Below are 16,340 nucleotides of genomic sequence, written 5' to 3'. Positions count from 1 at the left end.
ACCTCAACCTCTACTAGAGGTTAGAAATGAGACTGCGGAAGGAGTGGCTCGAAGCCAATGCACAAAATCGCCGCCGAGCTGCGCCACCGCGAGCTCACACAAGAGATTTATAATATCGGCGACGAAGTCGCAGAATATCTCGAGCACCTCATTGAAGCCATCGAGGATTGGGATGAAGAGCTGTGCATGGATTGCCTAGCTGAGCTAGGCGATATCGTTGAAGATGCCCGCGTGGATTCCGGTAGGTGCGTGGGCGAACTTATGGGCCTGCGCCAAGCATTGGTCTCCGGTGTGCGCTCCGGTACCATTTCCGCCGCTTCTTCCGGCGTCAATGACGTAGAGGAACCGGAACAACTCACTCCGCGCCTGCTGGATGAGCGATTCCCCATCTCCAAGCCCATCGTGGTGCACGAGCTGGCTGAATCCCTGCGTTGCCGCACCCAAGCGGTAGCGGATTATCTCCGCGAGGTAGTCGAGTACGTGCTCGCACAAACCGATGCCGTTGCGCGTAACCTCGATATGGTCTCCCTGCCGCACCTGTACAAGCGCACCGGCGAGTCTGCCCTCATTGCGGTCCAAGCGTGGAAGCACACCGTGCTCGACACGCACCCAGCCTATGTGCGCACGATGCGCGGTCATAACCCGCCACAGTTCCTAGAGGAACGCGCTCGCATCGCCGCGGTGGTAGAAAAAGTCCGAGCCAAGCGCGAGGCTGCCCGCCGGGCTACAACCGCATAATGCACTAAGACTTCCTTGTTTTATACAAGGGTATGCTCACGGCCACCGAGAATCCCTCTCTCGGTGGCCGTTGAAGTTTTCCCACCCGATTTAGACCCCTAGATACCTCAATGTGGGTAAACACTTAGGGAAATTTTAGGTTAACGGTCGTTCTGTATGGCTTCTATTATTCCTGTTCATCCACGTATGTGCCGTAACCAGAGGGATTTGTTGCCGGATCAACCTTAAAATATGAGTAGAAAATACTTTAATTGCGCTGTAGGGTATTTTTCGTCCGAGCAAGCACCGCAATTGAGCTCCATCCACAAGCGGTGCACGCACACGAATTCCTTAACCACACCACAAGGGAGTACATCCATGGGCGCACGCCGAACTTCTCGCCTCATTGCTAGCGCAGTGGCCGTAGCCACATTCTCTTCCATTACCGTCGTTCCCACCGCCTTCGCCGCTGAAGACACCACCTTCGTCGAGGAAAAGACCACCGACGATACCGTCAACCTTAACGGCGTCGAATTCGATGAAAACGGCAAGCTGCTCGAGGAAAACAACGCCGGCGATAAGGCGATGGAAGAGCTCGATGCGGAGGAAACCGCAAAGCCAACCTCCCTTGATGAACTCGCACAGACCGAGGCCTCCAACGATGACGTCAACGTCAAGGTGGTCAAGGATGAGAAAAAGGACAAGCTCGTTTGCGAGGTGACTGATGCCCCTGAAAAGGAAGGCAACATGCTCGACCTCAAGCTTGCCCTGGCCAAGGCTTTCTACGATGGCGGCGAGAAGATCATCAAGACCGTTTGGGAAATCATCCCGGTCGTCGGTGACCTAGTTCCGGCCGACTTCATTGACAAGATTTCCGGCAAAACCTGGGATGGAATTGCCAAGCTGGTCAAGGAAGGCGAGAAGGACAAGGCTGTAACCTGGGATCTTTCCCGCGCCCAGGGCATGGCCATCGGCCGCATCGACAACGCCGATGCCGAGGTTGACATGAACAACCCCGACGCTGCCAAGAAGACCGTTTCCGGCCTGCTTAAGTTCGCCGATGGCGTCTTTGGCAAGGGCACCAAGGTTATCCTCAAGCTCTTCAACGCAGCCGTTACCATTGCCGGCCTCGTTCCTGGCGCAAGCGTTGCCGGCGACCTGAAGTTGAGCAAGGACCAGCAAAAGAGCATTGAGGACTCCCTCAACAACATCTCTAAGGCTGCCTCCGACCTGGCCGCTGTCAACGCACCGGCCGGCCAGCTATGCTCCGATATGCTCAACGGCAAGAAGACCAAGGACCAGCCTGCCGACGCCGAGACCTCCGAGGAACCTTCCTCCGAAGAGACCACTTCCGAGGCTCCTGCTTCCGAGGAACCTACCACTGAGGAAACTTCCGCTGAAGAGGCCACCCCAACCGATTCTGCAGAGGAAACCTCCACCGACGAGACCTCCGCTGACGAGCCAACCTCTGAGAATTCCGAAGAGTCCGTGGAACCAACTGCTGAGGACTCCACCTCTGAGGAAACTACTGAGCCTTCCACTACCGAGGCAGCTGCTGTTCCAGGCAAGGACGGCCAGGATGGTCGTGACGGTCAGGACGGCCGTGATGGTCGCGACGGCCGTGATGGTCGCGACGGCCGCGACGGCAAAGATGGCGAAAACGGACGTGACGGCCGCGACGGACGTGACGGAGAGAAAGGCAAGGACGGCCAGGATGGTCGTGATGGTCGCGACGGCCGTGATGGTCGCGACGGCATCAACGGTAAGGATGGCAAGGACGCAGACCTTTCTTCCGTAGCAGGATTCTCGTTCTTGGCTGCACTTGTAGGTGGCGGCACGGTCCTGGGCATTCTGTCTTCCATTGACTACCTTTACACCCACGGCATGCTGCCGAAGAACAGCGTCCCATGGCGCATCAATCAGTAAGACCTCTCTTTTAAGGCCTTAGCTGGATTCAGTGGAACCTCCACGAGCATCTGCTCGTGGAGGCTTATTCGCATATGGGCACAATTTTGGCGCATCCCGCGTGAAGAATTCCTGCCTCCCTCCCTTAGCGCTCACCGACAGAGCAGATTTCGCGGAAGACGCTTCGCCAGTGAGCGCGAAGGGCGGGGTGGGGAGGATGGGCGTGCTGGTAGGCAGAAGACGCGGACCTAGGCAGAACGGGATGCGTTCTGCCTAGCGGAGATGGTGGCGATGATTTCAGAGATGAAGCGCTCGGGATGCTCCATAAGTTGGCGCGGCGCAAAACTCAGGACGGTATAGCCGGATTCTCCCAGGCGCCGGTGGCGTTCACGTTGGTAGAGCATGGCCTGTGCGGAGGTGCGTCGGGTAGAAGCGATGTCGATGGCGTAGGCGTTATTGATGCATAGGGCGGTCACGATACCGGGCAAAGCTTTGTGCTGCGCTTCGAAGAATATCGGCCAAGGAAAATCCGCCTGGATGATAAGAGCACGGGCAAGGGATTCATAGGGAGAGCGGGAAAGCTCCGAGGCGTGGTGGATAACCGCGCGGACCGTATGGCTATTGCGGACCCGGCCCATGCAGGCGAATTCTTGGGTGAGGTCCTCCTTGTTCACTCCGGCGCGCAGGGCGGAGTCGGCGGCGATGAGGCCATCGTTGAAGCCGTGGTAGCGGGCGACGTCGATAACCGCGCGGGCCTTGGACACGCAACGGGCACCATCCACGAGTACGGGATCGGGCAACGCGGCCTTGCGGTAGATGCGCTCCGGTCCGCGGCGATCCTTGCGGGGAAGAGTATTGGTGGGCAGCGCCAACTCAATTTTCTCCTCGGCGGTGGGAATGACCCACAGGTCATGCACGCGGGCGGCAGATTTGGAGATGAGAACTGCGGTATAGGCACTGCGAGCTGCCGCGATAGCGCGCAGGCGAAGCTGGGAAGGAAAGTCGAGGCTGTGATAATGGTCACGGCGGACCGCGATGCGGGGTGCGAGTTTAAAGAATGTGCCGTTTTTCAGGTCGGTCCAGAAGGTCGGGTGGTTGGTGCGGATGGAATCGATATTAGTCAGTGGTGCTGTCATGGCTCCTAGGAAAAGGCAGGATGTCGGCCGGCGCGAGTGAGCAGCGGCCGGGGCTGTGGATAATAAGGCGGCCGAGATAGGTAAGTGGCAGGTGGGGTTGTTGGGGTAAGCGGCGGCCGTGGTTGTCCACAAGAAGAGAAGCTTCACTTGCGCTCGAGCGAGAAAACAGAAAGGCCCGCGCCGGCCAAAAATGAGGCGGGGCGCGGGCGGGGAAGCGGCGGGGTTAGACGGCCGGGGGAGGGGTGACCTTGTCTAGCTGCTCGGTAATCTGCGGCCACAGCTGGCCCATGATGTCATCCCAGGTGAGGATCCACACGGCATTGTCCTTGTCGGCCTTGCCCACCATGACGAGCTGTTCATTGCGCGCACGCATATGGTCCAGTGTCTTTTGCACGGTGGTGGAAGAAGACACAGAAAGAGCGGGGCGGGAGAACTCGAGCACTGGGGTCTCCGGCTCGGCCAGCAAGGTATCGCGCACGTGGACCACGCGCGGGACGCGGGAGTCTTTGGGAAAGACCAGCACGCGCATGATGTTCTTGCGCACCACGAGGTCTTGGAGATCCTCCACGCTGGCGTCGGAAGGCAGGGGCACTACCTCCGAGCCGTGCTCGCGGGCCATGGCGCCAACGGTGGAATTCTCCAGCTCGATGACATCAGAAATCTGGTTGGCGGAGTCATCGTCCAAAGCACCGGTCTCGCGGGAATGCTCGACCAGGGTGCGCAGGGTTTCGGCATCATAGCCGGCTGCACCGGCGCGGTCGACGGGTTCCTCACCCGTCATGGCGACCAGCTTATTTGCCATGACGTTTATCCACTTCAGCAGTGGACGGAAGAGCCACACGAAGCCGCGCGCGGGAACCGCGATGACCTGCAGGGCGGTTTCCGGGTGGGCAATCGCCCATGACTTCGGAGCCATCTCACCCAGCACCAGGTGGAGGAAGGTGACGACGAAGAGGGCGAGGATAAAGCTGGCGACATCGGCAATGCCTAGTGGCAGCCCCAGCGCCTCGAGCGGGCCCATGAGCAGGTGGTGGATCCACGGCTTGGTTACAGCACCCAGCACGAAGGTAGCCGCGGTAATACCCAACTGGGCGCCGGCCAGCATGATGGTCAGCTCATTAAGTGAGCGCAGGCCGGCTCGGGCGGTGCGGGAGTTTTCCGCATCTTCTTCCAACCGGTTGCGGCGCGCACCCATCAAGGAAAACTCGATGATCACAAAGAAGCCGGAGGCGGCGATGATAAGCAGGGTGACAAGAAGGTTAAACCACCAAGATTCGGTCATTATGCATCCTCCTTCTTATCTGCCTCGTCGTGGGAGTGGTCCGGGTAATCCTCCACCAGCTCTACGGCTAGGACGGATGGCACGTGGCGGTCCACTTCTTCCACCCGCAGGCGAATGGAGCGGATGGGGGCTTCATCATGGTCCACCCAGTCCTCGGGCTCGGCCTCGAGCTGGATGGTGTGCTCCTCACCCACCTCAGGCAATGCGCCAGAGTGGGCAATGACGAGTCCGGCAACGGTCTCAAAGTCACCTTCGGGTAGGTCGTGGCCAATGGCGCGCTCTACCTCATCTAGCGGGGTATCGCCATCGATGACCCAGTGGGAATCATCCTGCTCGGTGATCTCCTCGGTTTCTTCGATATCGTGCTCATCGGTGACATCGCCCAAGATTTCCTCAGCCAGATCCTCCATGGTGACGATGCCCACGAAGCCACCGTATTCATCGATGACGCAGGCCATCTTCTGATCGCTATCGCGCAGCTCCTCCACTACATCAGGCAGCGGCATAAGCTCTGGGACCACTACGGCTTCTTGCATGATGCTGGTGGCCTTCGTGGCGTCCGGTAGTTTGCTTGCTAAGACATCAAAAAGATGCACCACGCCCACCGGGTTATGTTCGCCATCGATGATGGGGTAGCGGGTGTGATCGGCCGACATCATCTCGCGAACCTCACCGATGGTGGTATCCGGATCGATGATGTCCACGCGGGATCGCGGAATCATTGCGTGTTCCACGTCGTGCTCAGGGAAGTCCAACAGGCGGTCGAGCACCATGTAGGTATTTTCATCCAAATCGCCGGCCTCGTGGGAGGAATCCACGATGGATTCTAGGTCATCGGCGGTAGCAGAAGAGTCCACGTCTTCTACCGGTTCGATACCAAAGAGCTTGAGGATGGCATTGGAAGAGTACTCAAAGAAGTGGATGAGCCAGCCGAAAAGGCGCAGGTACAGCTGTGTGGAGGCAGCCAACCAGCGCGCCGTCTTCATCGGTGCGGCGATGGTGTAGTTCTTGGGAAAGAGCTCCGCAAAAAGCATCGTCGCGATGGTGGAGATGAAAAGCGCCGCGATGGTGCCTACGGTGACAGAAACCGCGGCCGGAACGCCCACACCACCTAGCAGCGTGCCCAGTCCTTGGCCGACGAGAGGCTCGGCCACATAGCCGATGAGCAGGCCGGTAATCGTAATGCCGAGCTGCGCGCCGGAGAGCATGAAGGAGGTTTGTTGGGTAATGGCCAGCGCACGTTGCGCTGTCTTATCCCCCTCAGCAGCCTGGGTCCGCAGCTGCGTGCGGTCCACGGACATATAGGAAAATTCTTGGGCCACGAAGTATGCGTTCGCGACGATGATGAGGCCGATGACTACGAAGCCAGCCAGGATCATCAAAATAGCCGATAACATGATTTACTCCCCACCGCCTAGAAGGTGGCAGGGACATCGACTGGGAGGTTCCACTGAGGGTGCCTTTCTACTAGGGAAGATGGAAACATACTACATGCTTAACCCCCATTTCAGCCATTTTGTTCCCCGCCTATTAGGGTTTTATCCATGACTGAACCCTTCGGGCTGTATATCCACGTTCCCTTCTGCGCCACTCGCTGTGGGTATTGCGATTTTAATACCTATACCCCAGGCGAGCTCGGCAGCCCGCGCGATCTCACCGGCCCCTACCTGGATGCCTTGGACCGCGAGCTGGAGATGGCGGCCGCGCGCGTGGAACGGCCGGCCGAGACCGTATTTATTGGCGGCGGCACGCCCTCGCTACTGGGCGGCAAGGGGCTTACCCGAATCCTGAACACAGTCCGCTCTACCTTTGGCCTAGCCCCAGGCGCAGAAGTCACCACCGAATCTAATCCGGAGTCCACCTCGCCGGAGTACTTTGCCCAGCTTGCCGACGCCGGCTATACCCGCATCAGCCTCGGCATGCAGTCCGCTTCCTCCGGCGTTCTTCAGGTGCTTGAGCGCGCGCACACTCCAGGCCGCGCGTTCGCGGCTGCCCGCGAGGCCCGTGCCGCAGGCTTCGAGCATGTCAACCTGGACATGATTTATGGCACTCCCACCGAAACGGATGACAATGTGCGCGAGACTTTGGAGCGCGTGCTGGAGACCGGCGTGGACCACGTCAGCGCCTACTCGCTCATCGTAGAAGATGGCACCCGCATGGCCCGCAAGGTCAAAAAGGGAATCCTGCCCGCCCCCGATGAGGACGTACTGGCCCGGCGCTACGAGATGATTTCTACCGCCCTCGAAGCAGAAGGATTCGAGTGGTACGAGGTCTCCAATTGGTCAAAACCGGGCGGCGAGTGCAAGCACAACCGCATCTATTGGGTGGATGGTAATTGGTGGGGCGCAGGCCCTGGCGCCCACTCGCATCTAGGAAACGAGCGCTTCTTTAACGTCAAGCACCCCTCGCGCTATATCGACGCCCTTGGCCGCGACGAGCTGCCCATTAAGGAATCCGAGACGCTTACCGACGCCGACCGCCACATGGAGAAAATCATGCTCGGCCTGCGCCTGCGCGAGGGCATCCCGGAGGCCTGGCTCGATGCCCACGCCGCCCCCGCCCTTGAACGTTTCATCGGCCGCGGCCTGCTCGAACGCGCCGGCGATCGCGTGCGCATCACCAAGCCCGGCCGCCTACTGGCCGATGGCATCATCACCGATCTCCTCGTCGCCGAGGAAACCTAATCCTCATCCCATCTAAACTAGAAAGCACGCGAAATAGCCAAGCGAATAGGAGCGCCATAGTGTCTACCTCAACCGATGCCCGCCGCAAGGAAGTCCTGCGCGCCATCGTGGCGGACTATATTGCCTCCCAGGAGCCCGTTGGCTCTAAGTCACTGTTGGAGCGCTACCAGCTGGGCGTTTCTTCGGCCACCATCCGCAATGACATGGCCGTGCTGGAATCCCAGGGCCTTATTTCCCAGCAGCACGCCAGCTCCGGCCGCGTGCCTACCCAGCAGGGCTACCGCCACTTCGTCGACTCGCTGCATGAGGTCAAGCCACTGTCGGCCCCGGAGCGCCGCGCCATGCTCAACTTCTTGGAAGGCGGCGTTGATTTGGAAGACGTGCTGCGCCGCTCGGTGCAGCTATTGGCGCAGGTGACGAAGCAGGCGGCCGTCGTCCAGCTGCCCAACCTCAAGGTCTCGCGCGTCAAGCACTGCGAGGTCGTGGCGCTGTCCCCGGTGCGCCTGCTGCTGGTGCTTATCACCGATAATGGCCGCGTGGACCAGCGCAATGTGGAGCTCGATGAAGTCATCGACCAGGACCAGACCTTCCGCCTGCGCGACATCGTCAATAGCGCCTTGGTGGGCAAGACGCTTACCGATGCCTCCGTGGAACTTGCCCACCTCGTCGACGACGCCCCCTCGGATATCCGCCACCACGTGCTCAAGGTGGCCACCACCCTCATCGAGACCCTAGTGGAACAGCCCTCCGACCGGCTGATTATGGCCGGTGCCTCCAACCTGACGCGCGTGGCCCGCGAGTTCCCAGAAGGTTTGCCCAAGATTATTGAGGCGTTGGAAGAGCAGGTCGTCGTCCTCAAGCTGCTTGCCCGCGTGCCGGACCTAGGCAATGTTTCTGTGGTCATCGGCGAGGAAAACGAGGAAGACCAGTTGCGCCAAGCCTCCGTGGTAGCCACGGGCTACGGCCTTGGCACCGGCGATGAGGTGGCCACACTCGGCGGCCTTGGCGTAGTGGGGCCGACCTTTATGGATTACTCGGGAACAATTTCTAAGGTCTCTGCCGTTGCACGGTATGTGAGCGAAATTTTGGCCGGCGAACAGTGCGAGTAAACTAGCTGGCCGCGAATAATTTTTTTAAAGCTAACCCCAACAAGACGAATTAGAAGGAATATCTCTTACAGTGGCTCGTGACTACTACGGCATCCTCGGTGTTGATAAGAACGCATCTGACCAGGAGATTAAGAAGGCCTACCGCAAAATGGCCCGCAAATATCACCCGGATTTGAACCCGGATGATGAAACCGCGGCGGAGAAGTTCCGCGATGCCGCGCTGGCCCAGGAGGTTCTGCTAGATCCGCAAAAGCGCCAGATCGTGGACATGGGCGGCGATCCAATGGAGCAGGGCGGCGGTGCCGGTGCTGGCGCCGGTGGCTTTAGCGGCTTCGGTGGCGGCGGCCTAGGCGATATCTTTGCCGAGTTCTTTGGCGGCGGCGCCGGCGGCTCCCGCGGCCCGAAGTCCCGCGTCCAGCCGGGCAATGATGCCCTGCTGCGCACCCGCATCACCTTGGAAGAGGCCTATACCGGCTTGAAGAAGAAGGTCACCGTGGATACTGCGGTGCTATGCGATAGCTGCGGTGGCACCGGCTCCGAGTCCAAGGCAAAGCCGGTTACCTGTGATAATTGCAATGGCATGGGTGAAATCCAGGAGATGCAGCGCAGCTTCTTGGGTAACGTCATGACCACCCGCCCGTGCCCGAAGTGCCAGGGCTTCGGCGAGGTCATCACCGATCCGTGCAACCACTGCGCCGGCGACGGCCGCGTGAAGAAGCGCCGCGATATCACCGTGAATATCCCGGCCGGCATTAATGACGGCATGCGCATCCGCATGGCCTCCCAGGGCGAGGTCGGCCACGGCGGCGGCCCAGCCGGTGACCTCTACGTCGAGGTTCATACGGAGGAGCACCCCGTCTTCCAGCGCAACGCCGATGACCTGAACCTCACCGTGCGCGTGCCGATGATTGACGCAGCCTTGGGCACCAACTTCACCATCGATCAGCTCAATGGTGAAGAGCTCACCATCGATATCGAGCCGGGCACCCAGCCGGGCGAGTCCATCAAGGTCGATGGCGCGGGCATGCCGCGCTTGCGCACCGATGGCTATGGCAACCTCTTTGCCCACGTGGACGTCGTTGTGCCCAAGGACTTGGACCGCAAGACCCGCGAATCCCTGGAGAAGATCCGCAATTCCCGCGACGAGGGCGCGCGCGTGCGCACCACCGGCGACGGCCAGGAGGAATCCTTCTTTAGCCGCATTCGCGATAAGTTCCGCCGCTAATGTCGCTGCCCGTCTTCATCCACCCGGATCTTTCCGCCGCGCGCACCGGCGAGGCCTTCAGCTTTTCCGGCCCGGAGGCCCGCCATGCCGTCACGGTCAAGCGCATGGGGGAGGGCGAGCGCCTCGAGCTTGTCGACGGCACCGGTATCCGCCTCACCCTCACCATCACCGCCACCTCGGGCAAGGACTCCCTGGAGGGCACGGTCGAGTCCATTGTGACCGCGCCCGAGCCCACGCCGCGCGTGACCGTGGTGCAGGCCATCCCAAAGTCCGAACGCGCCGAGCTCGCCGTGGATCTCGCTACCCAGGCCGGCGCCGATGAGATCATCGCCTGGCAGGCGGATCGCTGCGTGGCTAAATGGGATGGGAAGAAGGCTCCCAAGGCCGTGGCCAAGTGGCAGGCGGCCGCCGATTCCGCGGCCAAGCAATCCCGTCGCGCCCGCATCCCACAGGTGCGCGGCCCGCTGACCACCCCGCAGCTCGTCCAAGAACTCGGTGGCGGCCGCGGTGACGAGCCCTCGGCCGCACCCACCGTGCTCGTATTGCACGAGGAAGCTACCGCCTCCATCAAGGACGTGCCGCTTACAGGGGACGTCGTCCTGCTCGTGGGGCCAGAGGGTGGCATCGGCGACGCTGAGCTTGCTCGCCTCAAAGAAGCGGGTGCCACGCCCATTAAGCTCGGCCCAGAAGTATTGCGCACAGCGAGTGCGGCGATGGTGGCGCTGGCAGCAATCGGCATGCGCACCGAGCGTTGGTAACCGGCGCTGGTAGCCTAAAGCACGTGTCTATCATCACGAAGAAATGTGAGCTCGATTCCGCCTACGTCAGTAGCGTGCTGGGCAGCGCGGACGATAACCTGCGCGTGCTCAATAACCGCCTCGATGCGGACCTTTTTGCCCGCGGCAATGTCGTCACCGTCACGGGCCCCGATTATGAAGTGGCCCGCGCCGCCAAGATCCTCGACGAGCTCGAGGCCATCGCCCGCCGCGGCCACGCCGTATCCACCGATACGGTCAAGCACACCATGGACATGGTGGCCGTGGAGGCGCCGCAGTCGGTCTCGGCGGCGATGGCGGCGGACATCGTTAAGCGCCGCGGCAAGGCCATTCGCCCGAAGACGGTGGGTCAGTCTGAGTACGTGCAAGCCATCGACGATAATACGGTGGTCTTCGGCATCGGCCCGGCCGGTTCCGGCAAAACCTACCTTGCGGTAGCCAAGGCCGTGCAGGCGCTACAGACCAAGCAGGTCTCGCGCATCATCCTCACTCGCCCGGCCGTGGAGGCAGGGGAGAAGCTCGGCTTTTTGCCGGGCACGCTCAATGACAAGATTGACCCCTACCTGCGCCCGCTCTATGACGCCCTGCGGGACATGCTTGACCCAGAGATGATCCCCAAGCTCATGGAGGCCGGCATCATTGAGGTCGCCCCGTTGGCCTATATGCGCGGCCGCACGTTGAATGATGCTTTTGTCATTCTTGACGAGGCTCAAAACACCACGCCCGCGCAGATGAAGATGTTCCTTACTCGTCTGGGCTTTGGCTCCAAGATTGTGGTCACCGGCGATGTCTCCCAGGTGGACCTTCCACACGGCCAGGTCTCCGGCCTGCGCATCGTACGCCGCATCTTGCGCAACGTGGAAGATATTCACTTCGCGGATCTGGGCTCCAAGGACGTGGTGCGCCACCAGCTAGTCGGGCGCATCGTCAATGCATATGAGACCTTTGATAATAAGAAAGCCGCAGAATACGAGGGAATGGAATGAGTATCGAGTTTCTCAATGAATCCGGCTTCGAAGGCGTCAACGAGGAGATGCTAATTGACGTCGCCTCTTATGCCTTCGGTGCGATGGATATTAACCCCGATGCTGAGTGCACAATCACCTGTGTGGATTTGAAGACCATCGAGGATCTCCACGTGCGCTGGATGGACCTGGAAGGCCCCACCGATGTTATGAGCTTTCCCATGGATGAGCTCACCCCCGGCGCGATTGCAGGCGGCGGCCGCCCCGATGCCGCCGATCCGGGCCCGGCCATGCTGGGCGATATTGTGCTGTGCCCCGAGTTTGCCCTGCGCCAGGCAGAAGCCGCCGGCCACTCCTTAGGCCATGAGCTGGCCCTGCTTACGGTCCACGGCTGCCTGCACCTGTTGGGCTATGACCACTCCACTCCGGCCGAGGAAAAGGAAATGTTCGGCCGCCAAAACGAGCTGCTTGCGGATTGGTACGACGATCTAGCCGAGCGCGGTGTTGCCTATCAACCCAAGCCGTCCGGCCCCAAAGCTTTTCCCGACGCCGCCGAGCGCGCCAACCTGGACAAGCAGGTTCCCGGCGGCGGAATCCCTGCGGTGGGCGAGCCGCAGGGCGAGTAGTTATACCTACTGTGCAGCGACCGGGGTAGCGGCGGCGTCCTCAGAAGGGGTACCGTCATCCTTGCTCATGCTGGCGGGTGTGCGGCGCAGTGCGGAAAGAGCCCACAAGATGACGCCGACGCCACCAATGGTCAGCAGACCGATGGCCTCACCGGACCAGGTTTGGTGCAGGAAGAGGATATTGCGCACGCCATTGGCCAGGTTGTGAACCGGGTTCCACAGCCAGACAAAATCGGACCAGAAGCCCGGCAGGAATTCGCGCGGAAGCATACCCGTAGACATACCCAAGATGACGCAGGCCACCGGCAGGATGAGGCCGGAGCGGCCCAAGAGGTTAATGGCACCGATAGTCAGCATGCCCATGCAGAAGGAGCCGACGGCCAGGTAGAGCGCTAGGTGAGCGTTCCAATCAGTCAGCGGGGTGACCCAGGTGATCATGGCGGAAGCTGCGAGGCCCACAAAGATGGCAACGAGTGCGGCAAGCAGTGGCTGCAGCCACCGGCGGGTGCTGGAAGAAGCCAGGTTTCCGCCGACAATGGACGGCACCATCGTCATCATGATGAGGACGGTAGGAATCATATTCGCGGCAAAGCCCAGCTTCGGGTCAATCGAGTTATAGGTGTCCGGCTTGAGGACCACGCCGGAATCACCCATATCAATCTTGGTCACCATCCGTTGTAGCTGCATGGCGGCCATAGGGTTCTTTCCCTGGTTGACTTTGAAATCAACCGTGGCGTGGTGGGAAGACATCTGCTTGGTGAAGTCCTCCGGGATGGTGATGACGGCGAAGTAGTCATTGGCATTGAACTCGCCGTCTTCTACCTTCTCCATCTTGAGTGCGCCGGATTCGGAGAATTTTTCATCCATGGTGTCTAGCACCTTCTCGCCTGCGACCTGGTGACCCTTGGGGGTATCGACTCCCTGATCATTCATGACCGCTGCTACGGGCAAGTCGTGTGGCTTCATGTTCATCATGGGGCCGAACATCAGGGCAAACATGGAGATGAAGAGCGCGGCGATGATGAGCGGCATCAGCCAAGCGCGGTGTGCTTTCTTCATGGCAATCCAATCTTTTTAGATACGGTTCGTTTCTTCAACGGGATACATGTTAAACTTAATCTTCAAGAAACGCAACGTATCTAAAAGGGAGGGGCGTTATGGCACGTCGTAGCGCTGCTGAAGTTGAAGCGGCTATCCACAAAGCCATCCTGGAAGAGCTTGCGCACGGCGGATACCAAGGGGTGACCTTTGAGGGTGTGGCGGCCCGTGCGCACACCTCAAAGCCCGTGGTCTATCGCCGTTACGCCACGCGCGCGGAGCTCGTGGCTGGCGCCATCATGGACACCGCGAGCCTTACCCTAGGCGAGCCAGAAGGCCCCGACCTGCGCAGCGATCTCCAGCGCTTGGGCCGCCGCCTGCGGGGGCGATTTGAGGAATTCGGCTTCTCGGTAGTGGCCGGCATCTTGGCAGAAGCTACGCCTGCCCTCGCAGATATGGCGCAGCGCAACACCGGCCTGCCGGCCGTGAAGTATATCGACGCCGCGCTAAGCCGAGCCCGCGACAGGGGAGAGGCCGTCCGGAAAGACCCCACCGAGCGTCAAATTTCTGCCACGGCGGATATCTTCTTCCACTACTTAGTCTTTACCCGTTCCTTGCCGGACGAGGTCATTGAATCCGTGGTGGATGAGGTCTCGCTTCCGCTTCTTTTGGAAAATGGCGGCAAGGTGGAAAAATAATACCCGCCTCACCTTTGTCAGTAGGTGACGGGCGTAGCACAATAGATAGCTATGACTATCCTTTCCATCCAGTCCCATGTCACCTACGGCCACGTTGGTAACTCCGCGGCCGTCTTTCCTTTGCAGCGCGCCGGCCATGAGGTGTGGCCGGTCCACACGGTGAACTTTTCCAACCACACCGGCTACGGCGACTGGGGCGGGCCGATGATTCCGGCCAGCGACGTCACCTCCATCATCGATGGCATTGAAAAGCGCGGCGCCTTCCCGCAGATCGACGCCATCCTTTCCGGCTACCAAGGCGGCGCCGACATTGCCGACGCCATCGTGGAAACCGTCCGCCGCATCAAGGCCGCCAACCCCAAGGCCCTCTACGCCTGCGATCCTGTAATGGGCAATGCCAAGTCCGGCTGCTTCGTCTCTGATGAGATTCCGCCACTGCTGCGCGACCGCGTCGTGCCCGTCGCCGATATCATCACCCCGAACCAATTCGAGCTGGGCTACCTCACCGATTCCGAGGTCGGCACCCTTGAGCAAACCCTCGCCGCGGTAAAGAAGGCGCAGGAGATCGGCCCGAAGACCGTTCTGGTTACCTCCGTCAAGCGCCCCGAGACTGCCGACGACCAGGTTGAGATGCTTGCCGTCGACGGCGATCGTGCCTTCCTCGTGTCCACCCCGCTGTTGCCGTTCAAGCGCAACGGCTCCGGCGACGTCACCGCCGCCCTGTTTACCGGCCACTACACCGAGACCAGCGACGTCAAGGAGTCCCTGCGCCGCACCGCCTCTTCTGTGTACGACCTGCTGGAAAACACCTACGAGGCAGAGACTGCCGAGCTCCAACTCATCCAATCCCAGGACGTGTTCGCGCACCCACGCATGCAGTTCCACGCTGAGGAGCTTTAACCCACGCCCGAGCCCTATCTGCTAGCTCTATCGAGTTTCAGCCGAGCTGAGAACTTCCCTTCAGCTCGGCTCTTTTCTTCCATTAACGGCGGCTTCCGGTGAGTCTCTCATACGAGACTGCTTCTTTGGATGAATAGTGTGACGTACTACCACTATGTCAGTAGTATGGCTCTCATCACATCATCTACTTTATCTACTTTGCGATAGGAGCCCACCATGTCCAGCACCGGCAGCATCAGCGCATCCCCCGACGGCCTGTTGATGGCCCTTATGCAGTACCCCGTTCCAGTGGTCAATACCCCAGAAGACGTCCAAGCCAGCGTGGACGAAATCTGCCGCATGGTGGGTTCCACCAAGGCGGGCTACCCAGACCTCGACCTTATTGTCTTCCCGGAATATTCTTCCTCCGGTCTCAACACCAAGATTTGGTCCTATGATGAATTCCTCATCGGCCTCGATGACCCAAAGGTGGACCAGTTCAAGCAGGCCTGCAGGGACAATGATGTCTGGGGCGTCTTTTCCATCATGGAGCCAAACCATGAGGAAGGAAAGCCACCCTTTAATACCGCCATCATCATCAACTCCGACGGCGAAATCGCCCTGCACTACCGCAAGCTGCAGCCATGGACTCCCATCGAACCTTGGTACCCAGGCGATTTGGGCATGCCGGTTTGCGACGGCCCGAAGGGCTCCAAGCTCGCTGTAAACATTTGCCACGACGGCATGTTCCCTGAGCTCGCACGCGAGGCTGCATACAAGGGTGCCAATGTCTATATCCGCATTTCTGGCTACTCCACGCAGACCCAGGATCAGTGGATCATGACCAATAAGACCAATGCTTTCCAAAACCTGATGTACACCGCCTCCGTAAACCTGGCTGGCTACGACAACACCTTCTACTACTTCGGTGAAGGCAACGTCTGCAATTACGACGGCCACATGATTTCTGAGGGCCACCGCAATCCCGGCGAGATCGTCACCGCCGAAATCTTCCCAGAGCTGGCTGACAAGGCCCGCATCAATTGGGGCCTAGAAAACAACATCTTCAACCTGGGCAACCGCGGGTACGTGGGCTACCCCGGTGGCAAGACCGACAACTATCTCACCTGGGTCGAGGACTTGGCCAAGGGCGAGTACAAACTGCCTTGGGCTGACGACGTCCGCATCAAGGACGGCTGGAAGTACTACCCGGACGGCCCGCAGCTCGGCCCGCTGCCGGACGAGTTTAAGTAAGCTAATCCACCACCAAAGCCCTGCACCCATTTCTACGGGTGCAGGG

Annotated in this window: 15 protein-coding genes; 11 read left to right on the top strand and 4 right to left on the bottom strand. The window is 60.0% G+C overall.

What is annotated here, in order from left to right; translation table 11 throughout:
- The first annotated feature begins 57 nt into the window (after nucleotides 1-57).
- Together L8V01_RS03190 and L8V01_RS03185 are read left to right on the top strand one after the other, a co-directional pair.
- Nucleotides 58-738, top strand: a complete 681-nt coding sequence (locus L8V01_RS03190; RefSeq protein ID WP_269945697.1) for a hypothetical protein — start codon at nucleotides 58-60, stop codon at nucleotides 736-738.
- 357 nt (nucleotides 739-1,095) lie between these two features.
- Entirely contained in the window at nucleotides 1,096-2,643 is a 1,548-nt protein-coding gene (locus tag L8V01_RS03185) for a hypothetical protein (RefSeq protein ID WP_269945696.1), read from the top strand.
- 227 nt (nucleotides 2,644-2,870) lie between these two features.
- Here L8V01_RS03185 and L8V01_RS03180 read toward each other — a convergent pair whose 3' ends face one another.
- The 3 genes from L8V01_RS03180 to L8V01_RS03170 all read right to left on the bottom strand — a co-directional run bounded on the left by L8V01_RS03180 (nucleotide 2,871) and on the right by L8V01_RS03170 (nucleotide 6,437).
- Nucleotides 2,871-3,758 (bottom strand): hypothetical protein, encoded by an 888-nt coding sequence (locus tag L8V01_RS03180; RefSeq protein ID WP_269945695.1) that lies wholly within the window; start codon nucleotides 3,756-3,758, stop codon nucleotides 2,871-2,873.
- A 223-nt stretch (nucleotides 3,759-3,981) separates the two neighbouring features.
- A complete protein-coding gene (locus L8V01_RS03175; protein WP_269945694.1) occupies nucleotides 3,982-5,040 on the bottom strand; it encodes a CNNM domain-containing protein in 1,059 nt (352 codons plus the stop codon).
- The gene (locus L8V01_RS03170; RefSeq protein ID WP_269945693.1) at nucleotides 5,040-6,437 is read right to left on the bottom strand and encodes a hemolysin family protein; all 1,398 of its coding nucleotides are present in this window, start codon (nucleotides 6,435-6,437) and stop codon (nucleotides 5,040-5,042) included. The genes L8V01_RS03175 and L8V01_RS03170 overlap by 1 nt, the downstream gene beginning before the upstream one ends.
- A gap of 147 nt (nucleotides 6,438-6,584) precedes the next feature.
- On the opposite strand from L8V01_RS03170, the gene hemW reads away from it, so the two are divergent.
- The 6 genes from hemW to ybeY all read left to right on the top strand — a co-directional run bounded on the left by hemW (nucleotide 6,585) and on the right by ybeY (nucleotide 12,425).
- Entirely contained in the window at nucleotides 6,585-7,724 is a 1,140-nt protein-coding gene (gene hemW, locus L8V01_RS03165) for a radical SAM family heme chaperone HemW (protein WP_269945692.1), read from the top strand.
- A gap of 59 nt (nucleotides 7,725-7,783) precedes the next feature.
- Nucleotides 7,784-8,833, top strand: coding sequence for a heat-inducible transcriptional repressor HrcA (gene hrcA, locus L8V01_RS03160; RefSeq protein ID WP_269945691.1), 1,050 nt, complete (start codon nucleotides 7,784-7,786; stop codon nucleotides 8,831-8,833).
- A 70-nt stretch (nucleotides 8,834-8,903) separates the two neighbouring features.
- Complete coding sequence (gene dnaJ, locus L8V01_RS03155; RefSeq protein WP_269945690.1) at nucleotides 8,904-10,058, top strand: molecular chaperone DnaJ; 1,155 nt, start codon at nucleotides 8,904-8,906, stop codon at nucleotides 10,056-10,058.
- Nucleotides 10,058-10,816 carry a 16S rRNA (uracil(1498)-N(3))-methyltransferase gene (locus tag L8V01_RS03150; protein WP_269945689.1) on the top strand — a complete coding sequence of 253 codons (759 nt, stop codon included), beginning with the start codon at nucleotides 10,058-10,060 and terminating at the stop codon, nucleotides 10,814-10,816. Before dnaJ ends, L8V01_RS03150 begins: the two co-directional genes overlap by 1 nt.
- A 23-nt stretch (nucleotides 10,817-10,839) precedes the next feature.
- Nucleotides 10,840-11,820, top strand: coding sequence for a PhoH family protein (locus L8V01_RS03145; protein ID WP_269945688.1), 981 nt, complete (start codon nucleotides 10,840-10,842; stop codon nucleotides 11,818-11,820).
- Nucleotides 11,817-12,425, top strand: coding sequence for an rRNA maturation RNase YbeY (gene ybeY / locus L8V01_RS03140; protein WP_269945687.1), 609 nt, complete (start codon nucleotides 11,817-11,819; stop codon nucleotides 12,423-12,425). The genes L8V01_RS03145 and ybeY overlap by 4 nt, the downstream gene beginning before the upstream one ends.
- 6 nt (nucleotides 12,426-12,431) lie before the next feature.
- On the opposite strand, the gene L8V01_RS03135 is transcribed toward ybeY, so the two are convergent.
- Nucleotides 12,432-13,484: a YhgE/Pip domain-containing protein gene (locus tag L8V01_RS03135; protein ID WP_269945686.1), complete on the bottom strand. Its 1,053-nt coding sequence runs from the start codon at nucleotides 13,482-13,484 to the stop codon at nucleotides 12,432-12,434.
- Nucleotides 13,485-13,582: 98 nt separating this feature from the next.
- Here L8V01_RS03135 and L8V01_RS03130 point away from each other — a divergent pair, with 98 nt between their 5' ends.
- From L8V01_RS03130 to L8V01_RS03120, 3 genes are all read left to right on the top strand, one after another.
- Nucleotides 13,583-14,161: a TetR/AcrR family transcriptional regulator gene (locus tag L8V01_RS03130; protein ID WP_269945685.1), complete on the top strand. Its 579-nt coding sequence runs from the start codon at nucleotides 13,583-13,585 to the stop codon at nucleotides 14,159-14,161.
- Nucleotides 14,162-14,212: 51 nt separating this feature from the next.
- Nucleotides 14,213-15,061, top strand: a complete 849-nt coding sequence (pdxY, locus tag L8V01_RS03125; RefSeq protein WP_269945684.1) for a pyridoxal kinase PdxY — start codon at nucleotides 14,213-14,215, stop codon at nucleotides 15,059-15,061.
- A 216-nt stretch (nucleotides 15,062-15,277) separates the two neighbouring features.
- The gene (locus L8V01_RS03120; RefSeq protein ID WP_269945683.1) at nucleotides 15,278-16,294 is read left to right on the top strand and encodes a formamidase; all 1,017 of its coding nucleotides are present in this window, start codon (nucleotides 15,278-15,280) and stop codon (nucleotides 16,292-16,294) included.
- Nucleotides 16,295-16,340 lie beyond the last annotated feature (46 nt).

It is taken from the genome of Corynebacterium curieae, from assembly GCF_027570035.1.
Lineage (GTDB): Bacteria > Actinomycetota > Actinomycetes > Mycobacteriales > Mycobacteriaceae > Corynebacterium > Corynebacterium curieae.
The sequence above is the reverse complement of the archived record's forward strand: the minus strand, read 5'-3'. Positions and strand labels throughout refer to the sequence as shown.

What these genes read in the sequence shown, in the direction of transcription:
- L8V01_RS03150 (WP_269945689.1), top strand. Translation starts at nt 10,058, where the DNA reads ATGTCGCTGCCCGTCTTCATCCACCCGGATCTTTCCGCCGCGCGCACC.
- L8V01_RS03130 (WP_269945685.1), top strand. Translation starts at nt 13,583, where the DNA reads ATGGCACGTCGTAGCGCTGCTGAAGTTGAAGCGGCTATCCACAAAGCC.
- pdxY (WP_269945684.1), top strand. Translation starts at nt 14,213, where the DNA reads ATGACTATCCTTTCCATCCAGTCCCATGTCACCTACGGCCACGTTGGT.
- L8V01_RS03175 (WP_269945694.1), bottom strand. Translation starts at nt 5,040, where the DNA reads ATGACCGAATCTTGGTGGTTTAACCTTCTTGTCACCCTGCTTATCATC.
- L8V01_RS03180 (WP_269945695.1), bottom strand. Translation starts at nt 3,758, where the DNA reads ATGACAGCACCACTGACTAATATCGATTCCATCCGCACCAACCACCCG.
- L8V01_RS03135 (WP_269945686.1), bottom strand. Translation starts at nt 13,484, where the DNA reads ATGAAGAAAGCACACCGCGCTTGGCTGATGCCGCTCATCATCGCCGCG.
- L8V01_RS03190 (WP_269945697.1), top strand. Translation starts at nt 58, where the DNA reads ATGCACAAAATCGCCGCCGAGCTGCGCCACCGCGAGCTCACACAAGAG.
- L8V01_RS03120 (WP_269945683.1), top strand. Translation starts at nt 15,278, where the DNA reads ATGTCCAGCACCGGCAGCATCAGCGCATCCCCCGACGGCCTGTTGATG.
- ybeY (WP_269945687.1), top strand. Translation starts at nt 11,817, where the DNA reads ATGAGTATCGAGTTTCTCAATGAATCCGGCTTCGAAGGCGTCAACGAG.
- L8V01_RS03185 (WP_269945696.1), top strand. Translation starts at nt 1,096, where the DNA reads ATGGGCGCACGCCGAACTTCTCGCCTCATTGCTAGCGCAGTGGCCGTA.
- hemW (WP_269945692.1), top strand. Translation starts at nt 6,585, where the DNA reads ATGACTGAACCCTTCGGGCTGTATATCCACGTTCCCTTCTGCGCCACT.
- L8V01_RS03170 (WP_269945693.1), bottom strand. Translation starts at nt 6,437, where the DNA reads ATGTTATCGGCTATTTTGATGATCCTGGCTGGCTTCGTAGTCATCGGC.